The sequence below is a fragment of the Facklamia sp. P13069 genome (assembly GCF_050409405.1).
In the GTDB taxonomy this organism is placed as follows: domain Bacteria; phylum Bacillota; class Bacilli; order Lactobacillales; family Aerococcaceae; genus Facklamia.
This window is the reverse complement of sequence record NZ_JBNUPN010000009.1, coordinates 18,757-38,153: the sequence shown is the minus strand read 5'-3', so window position 1 is coordinate 38,153 and position 19,397 is coordinate 18,757. Positions and strand designations below refer to the sequence as shown.

General features: G+C 35.8%; 21 protein-coding genes and 1 riboswitch. Of the genes, 1 reads left to right on the top strand and 20 read right to left on the bottom strand.

Annotated features, from left to right (window positions below):
• Window positions 1-21 precede the first annotated feature (21 nt).
• The 6 genes from ACQV2T_RS03970 to ACQV2T_RS03945 form a co-directional block, all read right to left on the bottom strand.
• A complete protein-coding gene (locus tag ACQV2T_RS03970; RefSeq protein WP_428873815.1) occupies window positions 22-399 on the bottom strand; it encodes a diacylglycerol kinase family protein in 378 nt (125 codons plus the stop codon).
• A complete protein-coding gene (ybeY, locus tag ACQV2T_RS03965; RefSeq protein WP_428874677.1) occupies window positions 383-865 on the bottom strand; it encodes an rRNA maturation RNase YbeY in 483 nt (160 codons plus the stop codon). Before ybeY ends, ACQV2T_RS03970 begins: the two co-directional genes overlap by 17 nt.
• 10 nt (window positions 866-875) lie before the next feature.
• On the bottom strand, window positions 876-3,098 hold the full coding sequence (locus ACQV2T_RS03960) for an HD family phosphohydrolase (protein ID WP_428893251.1): 2,223 nt from the start codon (window positions 3,096-3,098) through the stop codon (window positions 876-878).
• Complete coding sequence (locus ACQV2T_RS03955; RefSeq protein ID WP_428873818.1) at window positions 3,070-4,092, bottom strand: PhoH family protein; 1,023 nt, start codon at window positions 4,090-4,092, stop codon at window positions 3,070-3,072. Before ACQV2T_RS03955 ends, ACQV2T_RS03960 begins: the two co-directional genes overlap by 29 nt.
• Before the next feature lie 178 nt (window positions 4,093-4,270).
• On the bottom strand, window positions 4,271-4,444 hold the full coding sequence (gene rpsU / locus ACQV2T_RS03950; protein ID WP_066126806.1) for a 30S ribosomal protein S21: 174 nt from the start codon (window positions 4,442-4,444) through the stop codon (window positions 4,271-4,273).
• Window positions 4,445-4,568: 124 nt separating this feature from the next.
• Entirely contained in the window at window positions 4,569-5,066 is a 498-nt protein-coding gene (locus ACQV2T_RS03945; RefSeq protein WP_428873819.1) for a Fur family transcriptional regulator, read from the bottom strand.
• A 97-nt stretch (window positions 5,067-5,163) separates the two neighbouring features.
• On the opposite strand from ACQV2T_RS03945, the gene ACQV2T_RS03940 reads away from it, so the two are divergent.
• Window positions 5,164-5,625 carry a kinase/pyrophosphorylase gene (locus ACQV2T_RS03940; protein WP_428876428.1) on the top strand — a complete coding sequence of 154 codons (462 nt, stop codon included), beginning with the start codon at window positions 5,164-5,166 and terminating at the stop codon, window positions 5,623-5,625.
• Here ACQV2T_RS03940 and ACQV2T_RS03935 read toward each other — a convergent pair.
• From ACQV2T_RS03935 to ACQV2T_RS03870, 14 genes are all read right to left on the bottom strand, one after another.
• Window positions 5,610-6,365, bottom strand: coding sequence for an ABC transporter ATP-binding protein (locus ACQV2T_RS03935; protein ID WP_428893250.1), 756 nt, complete (start codon window positions 6,363-6,365; stop codon window positions 5,610-5,612). The genes ACQV2T_RS03940 and ACQV2T_RS03935 overlap by 16 nt on opposite strands.
• On the bottom strand, window positions 6,358-7,410 hold the full coding sequence (locus ACQV2T_RS03930) for a FecCD family ABC transporter permease (protein ID WP_428873821.1): 1,053 nt from the start codon (window positions 7,408-7,410) through the stop codon (window positions 6,358-6,360). The genes ACQV2T_RS03935 and ACQV2T_RS03930 overlap by 8 nt, the downstream gene beginning before the upstream one ends.
• On the bottom strand, window positions 7,397-8,314 hold the full coding sequence (locus tag ACQV2T_RS03925; protein WP_428893249.1) for an ABC transporter substrate-binding protein: 918 nt from the start codon (window positions 8,312-8,314) through the stop codon (window positions 7,397-7,399). Before ACQV2T_RS03925 ends, ACQV2T_RS03930 begins: the two co-directional genes overlap by 14 nt.
• A gap of 31 nt (window positions 8,315-8,345) precedes the next feature.
• Window positions 8,346-8,948 carry a bifunctional adenosylcobinamide kinase/adenosylcobinamide-phosphate guanylyltransferase gene (cobU, locus tag ACQV2T_RS03920; protein WP_428874672.1) on the bottom strand — a complete coding sequence of 201 codons (603 nt, stop codon included), beginning with the start codon at window positions 8,946-8,948 and terminating at the stop codon, window positions 8,346-8,348.
• Between the two features lie 272 nt (window positions 8,949-9,220).
• Window positions 9,221-9,442, bottom strand: coding sequence for a hypothetical protein (locus ACQV2T_RS03915; RefSeq protein WP_428873824.1), 222 nt, complete (start codon window positions 9,440-9,442; stop codon window positions 9,221-9,223).
• Window positions 9,443-9,543: 101 nt separating this feature from the next.
• Window positions 9,544-9,638: riboswitch (adenosylcobalamin-variant (AdoCbl-variant) riboswitch) on the bottom strand.
• A gap of 48 nt (window positions 9,639-9,686) precedes the next feature.
• Window positions 9,687-10,442, bottom strand: coding sequence for an adenosylcobinamide-GDP ribazoletransferase (locus ACQV2T_RS03910; RefSeq protein ID WP_428893248.1), 756 nt, complete (start codon window positions 10,440-10,442; stop codon window positions 9,687-9,689).
• Window positions 10,439-11,170 carry a hypothetical protein gene (locus tag ACQV2T_RS03905; RefSeq protein WP_428873826.1) on the bottom strand — a complete coding sequence of 244 codons (732 nt, stop codon included), beginning with the start codon at window positions 11,168-11,170 and terminating at the stop codon, window positions 10,439-10,441. The genes ACQV2T_RS03910 and ACQV2T_RS03905 overlap by 4 nt, the downstream gene beginning before the upstream one ends.
• A gap of 2 nt (window positions 11,171-11,172) precedes the next feature.
• On the bottom strand, window positions 11,173-11,994 hold the full coding sequence (locus tag ACQV2T_RS03900; protein ID WP_428876424.1) for a metallophosphoesterase: 822 nt from the start codon (window positions 11,992-11,994) through the stop codon (window positions 11,173-11,175).
• Between the two features lie 31 nt (window positions 11,995-12,025).
• Window positions 12,026-12,580 (bottom strand): cob(I)yrinic acid a,c-diamide adenosyltransferase, encoded by a 555-nt coding sequence (locus ACQV2T_RS03895; RefSeq protein WP_428874667.1) that lies wholly within the window; start codon window positions 12,578-12,580, stop codon window positions 12,026-12,028.
• 22 nt (window positions 12,581-12,602) lie between these two features.
• Window positions 12,603-13,301, bottom strand: a complete 699-nt coding sequence (locus tag ACQV2T_RS03890; protein WP_428873830.1) for a Crp/Fnr family transcriptional regulator — start codon at window positions 13,299-13,301, stop codon at window positions 12,603-12,605.
• Between the two features lie 213 nt (window positions 13,302-13,514).
• Complete coding sequence (argS, locus tag ACQV2T_RS03885) at window positions 13,515-15,206, bottom strand: arginine--tRNA ligase (RefSeq protein ID WP_428873831.1); 1,692 nt, start codon at window positions 15,204-15,206, stop codon at window positions 13,515-13,517.
• 295 nt (window positions 15,207-15,501) lie between these two features.
• Entirely contained in the window at window positions 15,502-16,443 is a 942-nt protein-coding gene (gene arcC, locus ACQV2T_RS03880; RefSeq protein WP_428873832.1) for a carbamate kinase, read from the bottom strand.
• Between the two features lie 16 nt (window positions 16,444-16,459).
• On the bottom strand, window positions 16,460-17,797 hold the full coding sequence (locus tag ACQV2T_RS03875) for a M20 family metallopeptidase (RefSeq protein ID WP_428873833.1): 1,338 nt from the start codon (window positions 17,795-17,797) through the stop codon (window positions 16,460-16,462).
• 12 nt (window positions 17,798-17,809) lie between these two features.
• The gene (locus ACQV2T_RS03870) at window positions 17,810-19,315 is read right to left on the bottom strand and encodes a YfcC family protein (protein WP_428893247.1); all 1,506 of its coding nucleotides are present in this window, start codon (window positions 19,313-19,315) and stop codon (window positions 17,810-17,812) included.
• Window positions 19,316-19,397: the final 82 nt, after the last annotated feature.

Below are 19,397 nucleotides of genomic sequence, written 5' to 3'. Positions count from 1 at the left end.
AGTATGATTAATTGTCACCTTTTAAAATAAATAGGGGAGAAATAGTATAGCCCCGATTATAATGGAAATGATTGCTGTCATTAAAACAGAAGCAGCAGCGATATCTTTTGCCTTTTTCGCTAAGGGATGCCATTGGTCTGCTACAATTAAATCAATAACCGCTTCTATTGCTGTATTGATTAATTCGGAAAAGATAACAAGGCCAATAGTTAATAGTAAAATCGTCCATTTCAGTGGTTCAAATTTAAAATAAAAGGCTAAAAGGACTGCCACTAAAGCAAAAAATAAGTGGATTTTTAGATTTCTTTCACTTTTAATTGCTTGAAAAAATCCTTGGCTGGCACAAATAAAAGACTGGAAAAAATTTGAATTCTTAAAAGGATTATCTTGTGAGTCCATATTCACTCAGCACCTCTTCTTGAATTGCAAACATCTCTTTCTCAGTTTCAATGGTTTGGTGATCATAACCATTTAAGTGTAAGAAACCGTGGACAGCTAGAAATCCCAACTCTCTTTCTAGAGAGTGGTTGTATTCACTGGCTTGTTCAAGCGCTCGTTCGATTGAAATAATAATATCTCCCAAGTGAAGATTGATTGGCTCTTGAACTTCATTTGAGTTGATAACTGACCAATCTATTGGTTCTTCCCCCTCCATTAAAGCAAAAGATAGCACATCCGTTGCTCGGTCAATACCACGGTAGTCGCGATTCAATTGGCGAATGGTGTGATTATCGACGATGGTTATGTCTAATTCTGCTTGAGTAGGAGCAGCGATTTTTAAGCCTGCTTGATCAATTAAGTCTAAGATAATCTGTTTTTGTTTTTCAGTCAGCCTCTGACCTTCATCAATTAATTCAACTTGCATTTTCTTCTCCTTATTTAGGATATTCCACACGTGTGTGATACATACTAGCTATCCCTAAAATTAGTGACTTTCTTACTGTTTTTAGTTCATCAACCGTCAACCCACAATCGGCAAATTGGCCATCGTTAATCTTACTCGCAATTATGGAATCCAGTAATTCTTCAATACTCTTTTGAGTATGTTCTTTCATTGTTCGAGAGGCTGCTTCCATTGAATCTGCAATCATCACTATAGCGGATTCTTTTGATTGTGGAATCGGGCCAGGATATCTAAAGGTCTCTGGATTAATAGGCATTTTTTGCTCTTTAGCTTGGTAATAAAAATAGCTAGTCATGGTTGTGCCATGGTGTTCTTTACATAAATCAATAACAGACTGAGGCATACGGTACTCTTCTAATAATTTTACACCTTGAGCAACATGATCAATAATAATTTTAGCAGACTCATCTGGCCCTACCATGCGGTGAGGTGATTCAATGCCTCCAGATAAGTTTTCAACGAAGAATAGGGGATGGACTGTCTTTCCAACATCATGATAGTAAGAGGCTACCCGGGTGGTCAAGGAATCCCCGCCTATGGCTTCCACGGCATTCGCTGCTAAATTAGCCACCATAATTGAATGATGATAGGTTCCCGGTGCTTTTTCAATCAACAATTTTAATAAGGGATGATTTAAATTAGCTAACTGATTCATCGTCATGGCTGAACGACTGGATAAAAGTTGCTCCCAGTAGGGTTCAAAAACAGCGATTAATAACAAGCCAAGTAAATTAGCTGCAATTGTCATTATTAGGATGATAAAAGCCTGACGAGATAATATAGGAATTGTAAGAACAGCCATTAGAGGCAAAGCAATTATGAACTGCCAAATGATATTTAAGGCCACTCTTTTTTCTACTTTCATCGCCTGACGATCAGAAAAAGTAGTCAGTAAAACGGAAACAATGGTAGTAAATAGGTAAAATAAACTGATGAAGGTTACAACAGTTTGATTGTCTAAATCACTAACTATAAAAATAGCAAAGATATTAATAAATAGAAATGCTAACAATGTTACTTTATAGGAAGATTTTTCTTTTAAATATCCTGGTAAAATCATCAAAGGTAGAAGCAACATACCATACTCTAGACCTGCCTGTTGGAAGAAATGTCCCATCTTGGCCATGATCAACGACCCAAAAACAATAATCATATAAGCAGTAGCCTGCATATTCGCACGGCTTAAATCTGTCCAATTTAATTTATCAGAAAAGATATAAACGAATAGAAAAGCATGGACAAAAATTAATAGAACAAAGACTGGCATGAGATATTGCTTAGTCGATGCATCCAAGTAACCAAACATCTCAAGTTGTCGCATATTATTTTGATTAATAATATGACCTTCTTGAACAATAACTTGTCCTTGTAGAATATAAGATGTTTGAACTTTGGAAGCTGCTTCTTCCTTTAAGCGATTTGTTTCTGACTCCGAATATACCATCGTTGGTTTTATCAAGGCGCCTAAAAAGTTTAAAGTCGTTTGCTGAGCAAGCTCTGACATATCGGAAGATGTGATTTGTAAACGATATTTGTCCAACTCTTTATCAACTTGATCAGGACCTAATTCTTGAGCAAGACTCTCGGATATAAAATCAGTTAAATTCGATTGTAATTCAGATAGTTCTAAGGGACTGATTTTAAAAACTTGATCAATTGAGCGGTTAGAAAGCTGATCAAACAAATTAAAAACATTTTCATCTACCATTTGTAATTGTGCTTGAATCACTGTTCGCTTTTGCTCCTCGGATAAATTATCGAAGTTGGTTTTTTTAGTTGGTAAATTATTGACCTTTTCATTAAAAGTTTGATCCAGTGGCTTTTCTTTAGATGCATTCTTTAAAGAATCAATTACACCGTCTCGTGAGTACTTACCATTACGAGCCTCACGAACAAAGCCAAAAAACTGCTCAATCCGCGTAATTTCCTGAATCCTGATATCTTCTTGATATAAATAGATATCATTAATAGCATCCTTAGCTCTTTGTTGATTGGCTTTTGTCTGCTCAACATCTTCCATCGTCACAGGCGCTAAAATTGTTTCATCTGCTACTTGATTCAATTCAAAGTGATAAACTTCTGGTTTGACGTGTTGATAGCCAATTAAAAAAATTGCTAAAGATAGTATGAATGTAATAAGAGGTATAAAGACTTTACCTAAACGCTCATGAAGTAACTGTAGTCGACGATTCATTTTCTTCTCTCCTTGGAAGGTTTTCAATCATGGGTTCTTTGCTATAAGCTCTAATAATATCCGCAACTACTGGATGACGAACCACATCGAACTCATCAAAAGATACAAATTCAATGCGTTTAACCTTTCTTAATTTATGATAGGCGTCAATCAATCCAGATTTTACCCCTTTAGGTAGGTCAATTTGTGACTGATCGCCATTTATAATCATTTTTGAGCCAAAGCCTAATCGAGTTAAGAACATTTTCATTTGTGCAATTGTTGTATTTTGAGCCTCATCTAAAATAACAAAAGCATCGTCTAGGGTTCGACCTCTCATATAAGCCAATGGCGCAATTTCGATAATGCCTCTTTCCATTAGACGGTTGGTTTGTTCCGTTCCGTAAATGTTATATAAGGCATCGTATATTGGTCTTAAGTAAGGATCTACTTTTTCTTTCAAATCACCTGGTAAGAAACCAAGGTTTTCTCCAGCTTCGACTGCTGGGCGTGTCAGTATTATTTTTTTCACTTTACCTTCTCGCATAGCCTGGACAGCCATCAAAACAGCCAAGTAGGTCTTTCCAGTTCCAGCAGGTCCCATACCAAAGACAACGTCTTGTCGGTTAACAGCTCTAACGTATTGTAACTGTCCAAAGTTTTTGGCACGAATAGCTGTTCCATCTGCAGAACGACCCACCACTTCTTCGTAAAGGTTGAGAAAAAAATCTAATTTATTACTTTTTGCCATTTTAATGGCTGTCATGACATCCATGGATCGAGGGGTGATTCGCCTTTCCAAAAGTTGAATAAGGTTTAGGAGGATTTGACGAACAGACTCCACTGTCTCTTCACGCTCACCAATAATGTTAATTATTTCACCGCGGTTGGTTATTTCTACTTCGAAACTATCTTCAATCATACGTATGTATTTATCATGATTGCCCAACAAGGAAATTAGCCAATCTGTGTTTGTGACGGTGACTTGTTTTGAGAATTTTTCGTTGTTATTCAAATAGTCGTCTCCTTTATTAATAAACTAAGTTAAGATTACCATAAAATGCTTATAAAATGGAATAAAAGACCGATATATTAATACTTATTATGATATTTTTTAAAAATAAAAAAGAACCAGAAAACTGATTCTTTTTAAACAGAATATTTTATTCTATATTGTTGCTTAGGCGATACGCTTAAAACTTGCGTTTACGAGCTGCTTCTGATTTCTTTTTACGTCGAACACTTGGCTTTTCGTAAAATTCACGCTTACGAGCCTCTCTCAAAGTACCGGTTTTAGAAACGTTACGCTTAAAGCGACGAAGAGCGTCATCCAATGATTCGTTATCACGAACTACTGTTTTTGACATCTGGTTCCCCTCCCCCCGAGCTTATAGTAACCTTTCCTTAGAAATAATAATCTAAACAAAGTCCTCTCTATATTATAGCATGAATCTTAAGCTTTTCAAGAACAAAGAAAAAATTTTGTGAAGTTTATGCGGGATTATCTTGTAATACTTCTTTACATTCAGCACACAGGCCAAAGACTTCAAAGCGGTGACTCCTTATTTCAACTGAAGATAAATCGGTTGTAATATGTTGCATGGGACAAGCATCAAGTAGAATTGTTTTACCACAATTGGTGCAAATAAAATGATGGTGATGGTGATGGTCTGTGCCGTGAGTTAAATGGCAATTATATCGAAATAGTTGTTCTTGTTGGTATTCTGTCGTTTCAAGAATACCCACTTCAACGAAATCATAGAGGTTACGATAAGTAGTATTATAAGACATGGTCGGATACTTCTCTTCCAATGCTTTATGAATGCCCAAAGCAGATAGGTAGCGTTGGTTTTCAGCAAAAAGGGAAAGTATTTCTCGGCGCTTCTTGGTCATTTTAAATCCTTCTTTTTTTAGAGTCTTTAAACCTTGATCAATAAGTTGTTGAACTTCTGGAGCTAACTGACCTTCATTTAATCTAACTTCTTTCAATTCTGTCACCTCTTTCAAGAAATATGGTAAACTTAAATTAATTCATTAACTGGATAGCCATTAGGAATCAAGCAAATCCGTTACCACTTCATTTTTTATCATATCGGATTCAATTGGTGAGACCACCTTAAGAGTTGCTAAAGCAGTAGCCTATCAATTCCCATATGTTCATATATTATTGCACAAATATGTCTTCATTTCAACAAGCTCGCGCTTGCAAGGGGTTCTACAAGAGGCTAAAAATCATCAAGCTAAAGAGGCCGAATCTTTTTGCATAATGAATAATTTACATTTCTTTAATTTATCACCACCCTTTACTCAAGTGGTATCACAACTTACCGAAAAAACAAGTCAAACTATCGGTGCTCAAAACGAGTTAAACCATGAATATTTTGACCGTATTAATGCCGTGGAATTTGCCATGCGCTATGCTGATGGAAAAGAGCCCAAAATTTTTATCGAAGCAGATATTATCTTATTAGCTGTCTCACACCCTTCAAAAACACCCCTAAATGTTGACGTAAAAACATTTAGGGGTTATTATCATTGCCATTGTTGATATTTTTCTTTTAAATAACTCGTAATATCCATTTGATAACTGCTATTTAATTTTTCTGAAGACAAAGCCTTAGACACATCATTAAAAACTACTTGATGTCCCTCTTTTAACAATAGAGCCTGATTTCCATATTTTTTAGCAAGACTCAAATCGTGCATAACTGTAATAATGGATCGTCCTGGCTGCTGCAACCACTCTTTAAGTGTTCTAAAAAGGTTTTGCTCATATATTAAGTCTAAATGATTACTTGGTTCATCTAATATTAATAACTTAGGATCCTGTAAAAAAAGTTGAGCTAAGTATGCTCGCTGCCTTTCTCCTCCTGATAAGCTTTGAACTGATCGCTTACGCTTTTGATATAGATTGGTTTGAAGCAGGACTCTTTCAAGCGCCTCTTGATCTATGTCTGTCCAGCTCTTAAACCAGCCTTTAAGATGTGGGTAGCGTCCCATACGCACTAATTCTTCTACAGTAAAATCAAAGTCTGAACCAGGATGTTGGTCTAAAACACCAAAAATCATTGCCTTTTGATTGCTTTTTAAAAGCCGAAGGTTGCTGCCATAGATCTCAATTTCTCCAGTGTAGGGATTTTGACCAGATAGAGCTTTTATTAATGAGGTTTTTCCTGATCCGTTTGGTCCACAAATCATCAACCAATCACCCTCGGCTACTTCAAAATTAATGTCATGTAAAATTATTTTTTTATCTAATTCCATTTTGAGTTTATTAACTTTAAGCATTACGCTTCCCCCTAGCAAAGATAAGAATAAAAATACAGCTGCCAAATAAGGAAGTGATTGCCCCTATTGGTATTTCAAGGGGGGAGGCAATGGTGCGAGCTAATAAATCGGTTACCACCATAAAGTTACCACCAATAAATAGAGTCCAAGGAATCAAACGTCTATGATTGGAGCCCACAATTAAACGACTAATATGGGGGGTTATTAAACCTACAAAAGGTATCGAACCGCCTATTGAAACAGCAACACCAATCAAGATGGAAGTGGCAATAAACAATTTAATTCGAACAGAGACTATGTTTATCCCAATATTTCTTGCGATGTTTTCCCCCATTGAAAAAGCGTTCAATTCTTGCCATTTCATAACAATATAGCCACCCATTATTATGACGCAAACACCCATTACCCAAACATCGGTATACCTGGAGCCTGAAAGCGACCCTAAAGTCCAAAAAACTAAAGAAGGCAGCTTTTCTTTGCTGATAATCATTAAAATATTCATTAATGAAGAGACCAGCATGGTAAAGACGATTCCAGTTAAGATAACAGTCATATTCTTTAACTGTTTATCCAAATAATAAGAAAAAGATAAAATCAATACGAGTGATCCAAAAGCAAAGATCACCGCCATCAAAAAGATTCCTTGCCTTTGGATAAAGGAAGGAATCCCAATGACGATAGCAATGCCAGCACCCAAGCTTGCTCCAGCTGAAACTCCCAAGGTAGAGCCATCAGCCAAGGGGTTCATTAACAAGCTTTGCATGGTCATTCCACTCAAAGAAAGGGCCATGCCGATTAAAAAAGCAGTGAGTAAACGAGGTAGTCTAACAGCAAGTAAGATGGTTGCCTGTTGTTCCAAGTCGGTCATTGATTGATTTAAGACTTGATTTTCTAGCACTTGATACAAGTCAGTAAAAGAAATTTTCACACTTCCTATAATCAAAGCCATAGCTAGTATTAAGAGAGTTATTGACACCATCAGGACTAATTTTACGACACTTTTTTTAGCTGATTGTGAAAGCTGCCAGCTCTTATTCTGTGCCATAAACTAGATCATATAATTCTTTGACAGCATCCATCAAGCGCGGTCCAGGTCTAGTGAAAGCAGAATTGTCTACTGCAAAAACTTTATCATTTTTTACAGCTGAAAGGTCATCCCATTCTTTGCGTTGCATAATTTCTTCTTCAGGAGAAGGAGCCTCTTCATCCATAGGAAGAGAAGTAGTAATGATTACTTGTGGATCGGCTAATAAAACTTGTTCTTCTGAGACTTCAACAAAGGATTTTTGATCTGCAAAAACATTTTCTAAATTCAACATCTGTCCAATTTCATCCATGAAGGTTTCAGAACCAGCAGTCCATAAGCCAAACTCTAGCGGAGAAACTTCATAATAAACACTCTTAGATTCTTCTTCTTGGTCAGCTTTTTCTTCAAACTCTTTAAAGACTGTTTCCATTTCTTCAATTAATTGGTCTGCTTCTTCTTCTTTACCAACTAATTGACCGAGCAAATCGATTGCTTCATAGACTTCCTCAATTGTCTGGGCATCTGTCACCAAGACGGTAATTCCTGCGTCTTCAATAGCAGTCATTTGATCTTCAGTTAAGGACATAGCAGTCATCACAACCACTTCTGGGTCTAGGGCAATAATTTCTTCAATATTTAAATTTTCACCAGTAGCGATAGCTGGAATCTCTTCCACTTCATCTGCCGGGAAGTCTACATAAGTTCCTCGACCCACAATAGTGTCTCCTGCTCCTATTTCAAAGAGTATCTCAGCATCTGCTGGCATTAAAGTGACAATTTCATCAACGGGTCCCTCTTCAAGCACAACTTCTCTACCAACCATATCGGTCAATGTGAGAACCGTCGTTTCTTCACTAGATACCATTTGTCCGGTAAACAGAGTCATCACAAACATCATTAAAACAGCAATTTTTTTATTCATTTAATTTTCTCCTTTATTTCTTTAAATTTTTTTACTTTATATTCACTGCAATTCCTGAAACCACCCAATAAACTAAGTTCGCTTGTCTGGCAATTTCTTGATTCATTAAACCATGAATATTTCTGAAAATGCGCCCGAGTTTATACTCTGGAACTAATCCTAGACCTAGCTCATTTGACACAATGATAAAATCCGTTGATGAAGCTTTTATTTCTTTTAAAAAAGCATTAAGCTCTTCCATAACAAAATCTTCTAGCTTTTGGATTTGCTCACCCTTTAGTTCATTGACATACTCATCAAAAGATAGTTCTTGATTGTTAGCTAAGAATTGCCATTTATCAAAAAGAATATTGGTTAGCCAAACCGTCATACAATCGACTAAAGCAATTTGATAATTATTTGAAAGTTGCTTAACCAATTGATCCAAATCATGAGCCTGTTCATAAGTATCCCAATCTTTGGGTCTTGATAAACGATGTTTTTCAATACTCCTTTTTACTTCTGAATCAGAAAACTTATTGGCTTGGGTTGCTATATAAGCAATATTTTGAAGCTTTCGTCTATAAATTTCTTCTTGAGCTAATCTAGATTTACCAGATTTAGCTCCTCCAGTATAATAAATAATTTCCCCCATTCACTCACTTCCTAAACATCAATATATTTATTTTTGTTAGACCTTCAAAAAGTCGCAAAGCTAACAATATATTAGCAAGAGTAGCTAGCTTTAAGGGCCAAAAGAAACTTACCAGCATTGCAGCCCCTAAAATCGGTTGAAAACATAGAAGTGGTAATAAAACATTAAACAAGCAGGCGCCTATAGTTGGAAGAATAACCGGCCATATTTCAAAGATTTAAATTTACGATAAATCATAACAAAATTAATCTGAGCTAGTATCATAAGTGCCATTAATAAAAGATAAGTGGAATACTTAAGGGAAAAGCTGAGCTCATTGCCGTTGTTAAATGTCCTATAGCACCAACTATCGCGCCAGCAGATCTTCTCATAGCTAGCAAGAGTATAAAAGCTGGACTTGAATCAAAAGCTACTGTCAAGAATAGCTTGAACTGTGCTAAGATGATTGACAATGACATCATATGAGCAAGGGTTACTAAATCTTTTGCCTTCATCTTACCTTCTTAAAAAAACCAGACTAGGCTACTTGTCTGGTTAATAAACGTATTTGTTAACGAACCTTGTTACGAGACCTTGAGAAATAACAATCATCCTTGATAAAATAGGTAATCTGACTTAGATTTTCATCCATACAGTAGCAAGGGACTGCGCACGATTCTCACGTGCTTCCCCTATTCTATCTTAATTATCAAAGAGCTTAGCATCATTATAGCATAATTATTAAAGAAAATAACAATCCTAATTCTTATTAAAAAGAAGTAAAACAAACAGCATATAAATGATTTGACCAATTAAAGCAGCAGCTCCCATGGTATCTCCTGTCATACCTGAAATTTTATGATACACGAAATAGCGATAAAAATACATGGTAAGCAAAAGACTTATATAACTAAGTAGATACGGCCACCCTAATAGGAAAAAGAAGGCCATTGTTAAAATCTGACTGGCCACAATTTTCCAAGTAGAAACGCCTAGGAAAAGACTACCTAAGCCATTGGGGTTATCACCAACATATACTAACTGATAAAACATTAAGGGTAAACAGCTACGACCACTGGCAGCCCAAGCAATAACAAAGACTATTTCATTTTCAAAATAATTAATTAAAAACTCACTTCCTAAAACAAAGGTAAGTAAAATAGTCGAAATTAAGATCAAAGCACCATTGGCTCCAATTGCTGAATCTTTCATAATTCGAACCATCTCATCAGCTTTTTTAGAGGATAATAGTCCGTCAGCAGTATCAGCCAAAGCATCATAATGAAAGCCTCTAGTTAGTAAAATATCCAAGATAATTAATAGAGACCATGCGATGGTGGATGAGAAAAAGTTACGAAATAAAAAAAAGAACAAAGCAAAGATTCCGGCATATATAAAAGCAAAAGCTGGGAAATAGATTACCCCTTTTTTTAATTTAGTAGCTGCTTGATCGACTGATTGATTAATTGGGATTGCTGTAAAAAATTGAAAATATAAAATAATAGACTCAATCAATATAGCTCACCCACCCATTTAATATCTTTAAAAATTGTCAATAAATTAGCTTTAAAAGCTGGTTTTATTACAATTAAGAGAGATGTTGCAGGCCCTGCTGATTGATAAAATTGAGGTAAATCTTGACCTAATCTAAAATCAAGTTGGTTAAATTTAGCCACTTGCTGTGCTTCAGCAATCGCACCTTTAGACCCAATTGGAACTATTTCATGAATGACATCTTTAAGATTTAATAAGTGGTAAAGCTCTTGATAACTAACTATTTGATCGACCTGGTCAATTAAATCCTGACCCATTAAAGGTTTTCCTATTTGATAGACTTGATCCCCTGGTTGGACTTTTTTTATTTTTAAATCAGCGATTTTGGCCTTTGCAAGCAAGGTGAGTCCAAGGGATGTCATCTTAGTTGGCATATTTTCCTCAGTTGAGCCATTCATTGCTAAATCAAAAAGACCTGCTAATGCCAGTTCTTTTTTTATACCATCAAGCATTAAATCTCCAGTTGGATTCATTTCATTGCCAAACATATTTATTAATAATTGTGGCTGGGCGTTTACAGAAAGAACCTCCATAAGTACCACGCGAACAGCAAAAGCTGCAGTAATTTGGGGTGAAACGCTTAAAACATCAGCTTCTTTTTGGCCGATTGAAGCTGAAGTGTCACAAGCAATAACTAAGGACTCATCATTACTTAATGGCATAATATGTATATCACGATATTTTTCCATTTCTACTCTCCTATCTCAATAACCTTCAAAGCTTCCTTTAGATTGTCCAACAAAGTCGATCCCTCTTCCCACTCTCTAGGTGTTCCTAAACTTGTTAAATAATAATTACATCCTTGCTTAGTCAGTTTCTGTCTGCGGTGGACATGTCCCATAAAACTATGACGGATGGGATATTTATCATAAAGAGGCTTAAGATCATCAGTAGAAATAAAAGCATTAAAATAATCTATGTCTTCTTGAAATTTAGGATCTGGTAAGATTTGCAAATCAAAATCTGTTACAAAATGAGTGACTAGAATATAATTAGCTTTGTTTAGGTAGATCATATCTTTTTCTATTGTTCTGGCAAATTCTCTTGAGACTTGGCGATCAGATTGCTGCCAATTAATATGTAGTTTATCCTCCCACTTATAACCTTGGTATCTACCTGCTTGAAGAAATTTTTCATCATGACGTCCAAAATTTCCCGAATGATTGTACCAAGCGGAGTGCCCGACTAATCCCCAATCTTGATTTAGAGAAAGTGGCTTTCCTATTAAACAGTTCGGATGGTTACAATAGCTATCATAAATAATTTGGGTTTCTTGATTAGTAGACCAATAATCGTGATTTCCTGGAACAAAATATAAAGGGATGGTTATGGCTGCTTGTAAGTCCTTAATGAATGAAAAAACTAAAGACTGATGATTCGCTATGTCTCCAGCTATAATTAAATAAGACAAATTCCACTCATCAGTTTCTTTAGCCAGTAAATCAATAATTGTTTGAGCGTAGGGCTCTGCTTGTAAATCAATATGGAGATCAGAAATAACACCAATCTTCATTTTCTATCTCCTCACAATTAATTTAAACCACTTAGCGAAACACTTTCCCCGATCTTACATACTTCGGTTCTGCTTGATTATTAAGGTGGTTAACTAAGCGACCACCTACAAACAAATAATCGGAAAGCCGATTAAGAAATTTTAAGACATTCGGATTTAACTTTTCAGAAATTGGTAGGCTAACCAGCCTTCTTTCAACTCTACGAGCAATACTACGAGCATATTGAAGTTGACTGGCTTCCATGGTTCCTCCAGGCAAGATAAAAGATTCAATAGGGTCAACTCTTTTATCGTAAGCATCAATTCGTTCTTCTAACCAAGTAATAGCAGTCTCTGTGGTACGATAAGGAATCTTTTCATCTGCGTTTGCAACATCTGTCCCACAATCAAATAGTAATTGTTGAATTTCTAATAAATCTTGACGAATTTCATCGGCTAAATTAGGGCTTGCAATAAGGATACCAATATAAGAATTGAGTTCATCAATACTTCCATATGCCTCAACTAAGGGGTTGTTTTTGGCTACCACACGGTTGCCAATTAAACGCGTATTCCCTTGATCTCCTGTTCGCGTATAAATTTTCATTGTTTTCTCACCTCTTTGATAGTTACTGAATCAGGTCGTTAAAATATTTCCAATCATGATAAATTATTTTTTTACGTGTAAAAGTAATTTTTTTCTCTTGAGTTAAATCTTTAATGACTCTTCCTGCTGTCTCTCTTGTCGTACCGGCTACTGTCGCCGCTTCGTTAATAGTCAATGGATGTGGAATAACCACATGATCACCCATAAAACGCCCCATATCATACATCCATAAAGCCAGGGTCTGAATTACTCGGCTAGAAGCACTTGGTATAGCCGTCATTTGCACACGTTTTTCCAAATAATATTGGACACTGGCTAAATTTTCATAAAGAAATTTGAATTGTTCCGCATTTTTAAAGACAATATTTTCCATTAGGTTTTTGGGGATGTAAGCTAAATCAACATCTGTAGCTGCATAGGCATCATAAAGATGGTGGTCTTTAAAAAAGAATTCCGCATAAGGAAAAAAACTTTCCTCCGCCACATAATCTAAGTAACAAAACTCTCCTGAAGCATTTTCTCTTTCAAGACGAACCAATCCTTTAAAGACGAAATAACAATAAATATTTGGATCATCTTGAAAAAAGATTAACTGACCTTTTGGAATGTGATGAAAAATAGAGTTAGAAGTAATTTGATTGACTTCATCAATTGAAAGTCGATTGAAAAAATCATAGTTATATATATCGTTAATATAATTTTCAATTGCCCGATTAACCATAAAGACCCCTTTCTTTGTCAAAGTAAATTGTTTACTGACGATAAAAGGAGTCTTTTGTATAGAAATTTAGTTTTCAATTTTCAAAATTCAATTCAAAAGATGCCACTATATTTACTCACCTTTTATGTCATTTATTCATAGATATTATCTCACTTGTGAATATATAAATCAAACAATGAAAGGTGTCCAATAAATGTTAACAGGAGGTTCTCATTACATCTTTTCAGGAGCGCCAATACCTAGCAATGATAATGCATCTTTTAGAACAATCGTAATCGCTTTAACCAATTGAATTCTTGATTCTAACTGATCATTTTCTTCCAAAATACGGACTTTGGCATAATACTTATTGGACAATTGTGCTAATTGAATAACATATTTTGCAATGACTGATGGTTCAAAATGCTCAGCTGCCTTAATAATGACTTCTGGATACTGTTTAATTAATTTAATGATTTCCCATGAGTGTTCATGATCTAAGTTCAACTCTTCCGTTGGCTTTATTTCCTTACTATATTTATTAAGCACTGTATTTAAACGCGCATAAGTATACTGAACATATGGACCAGTTTCACCTTCAAATTGAACGATATCATCTAAATTAAAATCAAAAGAGTTGAGACGATCTGCTTTTAAGTCATGGAAGACAACAGCCCCCACACCCACTTGTTTAGCAATCTCAGCTTTATTTTCTAAGTCAGGGTTCTTAGCTGTGATCTGTTTATCGGCAATTTCAATCGCTTCATTAAGCACTTTTTCAAGTAAAACTATCTTACCTTTACGAGTGGATAATTTTTTACCATTTAAAGTAATCAAGCCAAATGGAATATGGTGCATATTTTCAGCCCAATCGTTACCCATTTCATTTAAAACAGCTTTTAATTGTCTAAAGTGATCACTTTGCTCATTACCAACAACATATAAACTCATCACGAAATCAAAAGTACGCTTGCGATAGTAAGCAGTCGCTAAGTCTCTAGTCAGATACAAAGTAGCTCCATCTGATTTTTTAATTAAAGCAACAGGTAAGTGATACTTTTCAAGGTCAACAATTGTGGCTCCACGTTCGATTTTAGAGATATTATTATCTGCTAAATAATCTAAAACTTCGCCCATCTTATCATTATAGAACGATTCTCCAGTATAATAATCAAATTTAATATTTAAAAGATTGTAAACACGTTTAAATTCATTAATAGACTCTTCTTTAAACCAAGTCCATAGTCTATGATACTCTTCATTGCCATCTTCTAGGGCTCTGAAGACTTGTCTTGCCTGATCTTCTAATTCGGGATTTTCTTCAGCTTTTTCATGGAAATCAACATATAACTTTACTAATTCATTAACTGGATCTTTCCTTACTGTTTCTTCATCACCCCAACCTTGATAAGCAACAATTAATTTACCAAATTGCGTTCCCCAATCACCTAAGTGGTTAATACGAATAGGATTATAATTTAATTTTTCCAAAATTAAGGCAATCGAATTCCCTAATACGGTTGATCGTAAGTGTCCCATTGACATTGGCTTAGCGATATTAGGAGACGACATATCAATTGGAACGTTACCTCCTTTACCAATATCTGTTTGACCATAGCTTTCACCTTGTTCAAGTACTTCTTTTAAGACTTTGCTAGCCAAGTCGTCGCGCTTAATATAAAAGTTGATATAAGCTCCGACTACTTGAACTTTTTCAAATGCAGAAGTATCAATTTTTTCTGCTACTTCTTCAGCAATTTGATGGGGGGCTTTGCGAAATATTTTAGCCAAAGAGAAAACTGGAAAAGCATAGTCTCCGTGCTCATTATTATTAGGTTGTTCAATTAAATTTTCGATCTGTTCTTGGGTCAAGTGCTCTGATAATACAGGATATAAAGTTTCAACAATTTGCTTTTTTACTAACATAAAATCTTCCTTTCTATACAAAAAAACCTCTAGAATTCCTTCTAGAGGCATATGGTTATACGCGGTACCACTCTAATTCACCTTAAATTTTAAGGTCTTAAATTGATAACGCAGTTGCCTACGTGATGAACTACTCATTTCATTCACCCAGATAATAAAGTGCGGTTCAATTAATTAAGACTCATCGGCTCCCATCATCCCAACTTGCTATTCAGTCTTGCATAATCTACTCTCTTTAAGATTTAATTATTAATTTTGTCTCATTGTATATTAATTTTAAAAAAATAACAAGCTCTTATTTTTTAATAATCGTTCCTGATTCATTTTCAATTAATGCTTGAAGATTTTCTAATGAAGTAATGACAGCCTTACCATGATCTGTATTTTCAACGAATGCAATAGCTGCTTCAACTTTTGGTAACATAGATCCCGGTGCAAACTGCTCTTCTTTAATATATTCTTTCAAGCTTTCGATCGAAACTTTTTCTAATTTTTTTTGATTTGGTTTGTTGTAGTTGACATAGACATAATCCACACCTGTTAGAACGATAAACAAGTCAGCTCCGAGATCGTTAGCTAGTTTTTGTGAAGCAAAGTCTTTGTCAATAACTGCTTCTACTCCAACTAATTGGCCATTGTCTTCAAGTACTGGGATACCGCCACCACCAGTTGCAACCACTACATTACCAGCATTTACTAAGGTATTGATGGAATCAACTTCTTTGATAGCAACTGGCTTAGGTGAAGCAACAACTTTACGCCATCCACGACCAGCATCTTCTTTAAAGCTAGCATCAGTTTCAGCCATTTGTTGTTTGGCTTCTTCTTCACTGTAGAATGGTCCAATTGGTTTTGATAAGTTATCAAAAGCTGGATCGTTTTTATCTACAATAACTTGAGTGACCAAACTAACTACTGGCTTATCGATACCTAATTTATTTAATTCATTTTGCATGGCATTTTGTAACCAATAACCAATTGAGCCTTCGGTCATAGCCACTAATGAATCTAATGGGAAAGCTGGGTTTTTCTCAGAATCAGCTGCAATATTTTGTAGCAATAGATTTCCAACTTGGGGACCATTACCGTGAGTAATAATAACCTCGTCTCCATTTTGAATTAATTTCACTAAATGTTTTGCTGTTTCTTTTAAAGCGTCTTTTTGTGCTTGAGCGCTTGGGTCGGAAGATAGAATCGCATTCCCACCTAAAGCGACAACAATTTTACGTTTTTTCATATATTCAATCCTTTCATTAGGCCTTAGTAACTAAAGCCTTCAATGCATGGGCATAGATTTCCATGGTTTGATAGAAATTATCGAGTGGCATTCTTTCATCTATTTGATGCATTGTATCTTCTACCCCTTCTTGAAGGGCACCAAATGCCACACAATTTTTCATTGTGCGAGCAAAGGTAGCGCCACCAGAAGAAATTGGTTCAGTCATATCGCCAGTTAAGTCGCGATATACTTTTAACAAAGTAGTTACTAACTCAGAGTCAACTGGAACATATAACGAAGCTAGATAATCAAACTCATTATACTTGAGTTTGTACTCTTTTGCTACTTTAGCTAATTGTTCTACCAATTGATCTTTGTCAGCAGTTACTGGAATACGCATATCAATACCTAGTTTGGACTCTTCAGCCGTAACCTCTAGGTTAGCAATGTTACATGTTAGGCTGCCAGATGCTTGGTCTTCAACCTCACCAAAGATACTCTTACCATTAACATCATTAGCAAAGTGATCTTTAACAAATTTTAAGACAGGATGGTCATATAATTCAGACATTCCTTCAATTAGATGCGTTAAAGCATTGTCTCCTTTTAAGGAGTCTTTAGAGTGAACGGATTTACCTAAAACGGTTAAAGTTTCACCGTCTACTTGGTATTTGTAGCCTAAATCCTCAAGAATTTGTACTAATTCATCTTTTTTATCACCCTTGTAAATAGCTTTATCAGGCACCACATTTAGGGCTCCTTTATTTTCCATTTCAAAAGCATCTGAACCTGGACCGGTGATGTGCAACTGTAGTAAGCCTTTTTCTGCATAGGTTAGAGGGAAAGATGAGTCAGGAACAATACCCATTGTTACTTGCTCTTCTTTTTCATTGTAACGGTTTAACCCACGCCACAAGTTCTCTTCGTCTGTTCCAAAGATAAAGCGAACACGTTTATTTAATTCATGTCCTTGGTCTAATAAAGCTTTTAATGCATACAAGGCAGCAATAGAAGGTCCTTTATCATCTTGTGTTCCACGACCAAATAAGGCTCCTTCACGGATATCCATTTCAAATGGAGGCGTTGTCCATTCATCTGGGTTTAAAGCTGGAACCACATCCAAGTGACATAGAACACCAAACAACTCTTCACCCTGACCCATTTCTGCATAACCATAATAACCCTCTGGATCAATATAGGTTTCCATGCCCATTTCTTGACAAGTTTTTAAAGCAAATTCTAGCATTTCTTGAATGGGTTGACCAAATGGAGTTTCCGCATCATTTTCATCTAATACAGATGGAATAGCAACCCATTGGCGCAAAGTTTCAATAGCTGGTTCTTGATGATTTTTAGTTAATTGGTAATCCATTTAAACACTCCTTTAAATTCCTAAGTAAGCTCCAATAAGTAGTAAAACAATGGTCACTACAAAGACTATGATAATCAAATTGCGCATAAATTTCCACCAAGTTGTTAGTTCGATATTGGCAATTGCTAAAGCACCCATTACGACACCTGATGTTGGTGTAATTAGGTTAACAATACCACTGGCAGATTGGAAGGCAGTGACGACAATACTTTCTAATACATCAGCAAATTGGGCTAATGGCGCCATGATACCCATAGTAGCTGCTGCTAGACCAGAAGTCGATGGAATTAAGAAGGACATTGGGATATAGAAGATATAAGTTAAGACTGTGAAAACACCTTTTGGTAAATTCGCTAACCCTTGTTCTCCCCAGTGTAATACAGTAGCGGTGATTTGACCATCATTCATCACTACTTGAATACCACGAGCGACTGCAGCAATTAGAGCTACTGACATTAAATCTTTTACTCCCGCGATAAAGACTTCTACGAAACGATCTTCTTTAATTCCATAGTATGCTGCGATAATAACTGACATTAAGAAAAAGAGAACTGAAATCTCAACTAGATACCACATACCAAAAGGTAGGTCTTCTAAAGATTGTCCAATCAAATCTCCAATTACTGGTATGCCTAGTAGGAACTCATGAGCATTTTTAAAGAAAGTAAAGTTATTATTTAAATCTGTCCATGGAATTAAAGCTAAGATCATAATAACAAATGTAAGCGCAAATAACCAAAGAACGCCCTTTTGTTTTTTAGTAACTTTTGGCATATCTTCGGGCACTTTCCATTTTTCTTTGTCCGCTTCCATTTGATCAGCTATCAGAGAGTTATTCTTATCAGCCATTACCTTTTTAGCGTAGCGCGTAACATACCAAGCTCCAATTATATATGTGACTATCCAGAAAATTACTCTTAATACCATTCCATCTATTATTGATATACCAGCCATATTTGAAGCAATTGTGGTAGCAAATGGATTAACGGTTGAAGATAATACTCCTAATCCAGCCCCAATCAAAATTATCGCCACAGCCACTAAAGCATCAAACCCGACACCTACCATTAAGGGAATTAATAATGGATAAAAGGCCATGGTTTCCTCAGCCATACCATAGGTAGAGCCACCTAGTCCAAAAATAGCCATTAAGATCCAGATTAAACCGGTCATATTATTCTTATTGTTTTTGATAGTAGAGGCGATTCCGGCGTCAATAGCACCTGTTTCCGTAACAACTCCCAAGAATCCACCAACGATCATAACAAATAGCGAAACTTCAACAGCTCCCGGAGTGGTTTCAGTACCTAAAAACCCACGAATAGGTGCAGCAAATAAATCCCACAACCCTTGACGTGTACGCTCTACTGTGTGATAAGTTCCAGCAATAAAATTTCCTTCAGGATCCACCTCATAGGCGCCTGATGGAATAATCCACGTTAATACAGCGATAACCGCCGTAATAATAAATAGTATCGTAAAAGCATTCAACATCTTTCGTTTCTTCATCTTTTCCATTTTCTTCCTCCTCCTTTTTTAAAACAAAATCCGATTGCGGTTCATGGCCACAATCGGATTTCATGCCCCGTTTCACTTTTTA

Coding starts and splice junctions, on each gene's coding strand:
- ACQV2T_RS03970 (WP_428873815.1), bottom strand. CDS start 399: ATGGACTCACAAGATAATCCTTTTAAGAATTCAAATTTTTTCCAGTCT.
- ybeY (WP_428874677.1), bottom strand. CDS start 865: ATGCAAGTTGAATTAATTGATGAAGGTCAGAGGCTGACTGAAAAACAA.
- ACQV2T_RS03960 (WP_428893251.1), bottom strand. CDS start 3,098: ATGAATCGTCGACTACAGTTACTTCATGAGCGTTTAGGTAAAGTCTTT.
- rpsU (WP_066126806.1), bottom strand. CDS start 4,444: ATGTCAAAAACAGTAGTTCGTGATAACGAATCATTGGATGACGCTCTT.
- ACQV2T_RS03935 (WP_428893250.1), bottom strand. CDS start 6,365: ATGCTTAAAGTTAATAAACTCAAAATGGAATTAGATAAAAAAATAATT.
- ACQV2T_RS03930 (WP_428873821.1), bottom strand. CDS start 7,410: ATGGCACAGAATAAGAGCTGGCAGCTTTCACAATCAGCTAAAAAAAGT.
- ACQV2T_RS03925 (WP_428893249.1), bottom strand. CDS start 8,314: ATGAATAAAAAAATTGCTGTTTTAATGATGTTTGTGATGACTCTGTTT.
- cobU (WP_428874672.1), bottom strand. CDS start 8,948: ATGGGGGAAATTATTTATTATACTGGAGGAGCTAAATCTGGTAAATCT.
- ACQV2T_RS03915 (WP_428873824.1), bottom strand. CDS start 9,442: ATGAAGGCAAAAGATTTAGTAACCCTTGCTCATATGATGTCATTGTCA.
- ACQV2T_RS03905 (WP_428873826.1), bottom strand. CDS start 11,170: ATGGAAAAATATCGTGATATACATATTATGCCATTAAGTAATGATGAG.
- ACQV2T_RS03900 (WP_428876424.1), bottom strand. CDS start 11,994: ATGAAGATTGGTGTTATTTCTGATCTCCATATTGATTTACAAGCAGAG.
- ACQV2T_RS03895 (WP_428874667.1), bottom strand. CDS start 12,580: ATGAAAATTTATACGCGAACAGGAGATCAAGGGAATACGCGTTTAATT.
- ACQV2T_RS03890 (WP_428873830.1), bottom strand. CDS start 13,301: ATGGTTAATCGGGCAATTGAAAATTATATTAACGATATATATAACTAT.
- argS (WP_428873831.1), bottom strand. CDS start 15,206: ATGTTAGTAAAAAAGCAAATTGTTGAAACTTTATATCCTGTATTATCA.
- arcC (WP_428873832.1), bottom strand. CDS start 16,443: ATGAAAAAACGTAAAATTGTTGTCGCTTTAGGTGGGAATGCGATTCTA.
- ACQV2T_RS03875 (WP_428873833.1), bottom strand. CDS start 17,797: ATGGATTACCAATTAACTAAAAATCATCAAGAACCAGCTATTGAAACT.
- ACQV2T_RS03870 (WP_428893247.1), bottom strand. CDS start 19,315: ATGGAAAAGATGAAGAAACGAAAGATGTTGAATGCTTTTACGATACTA.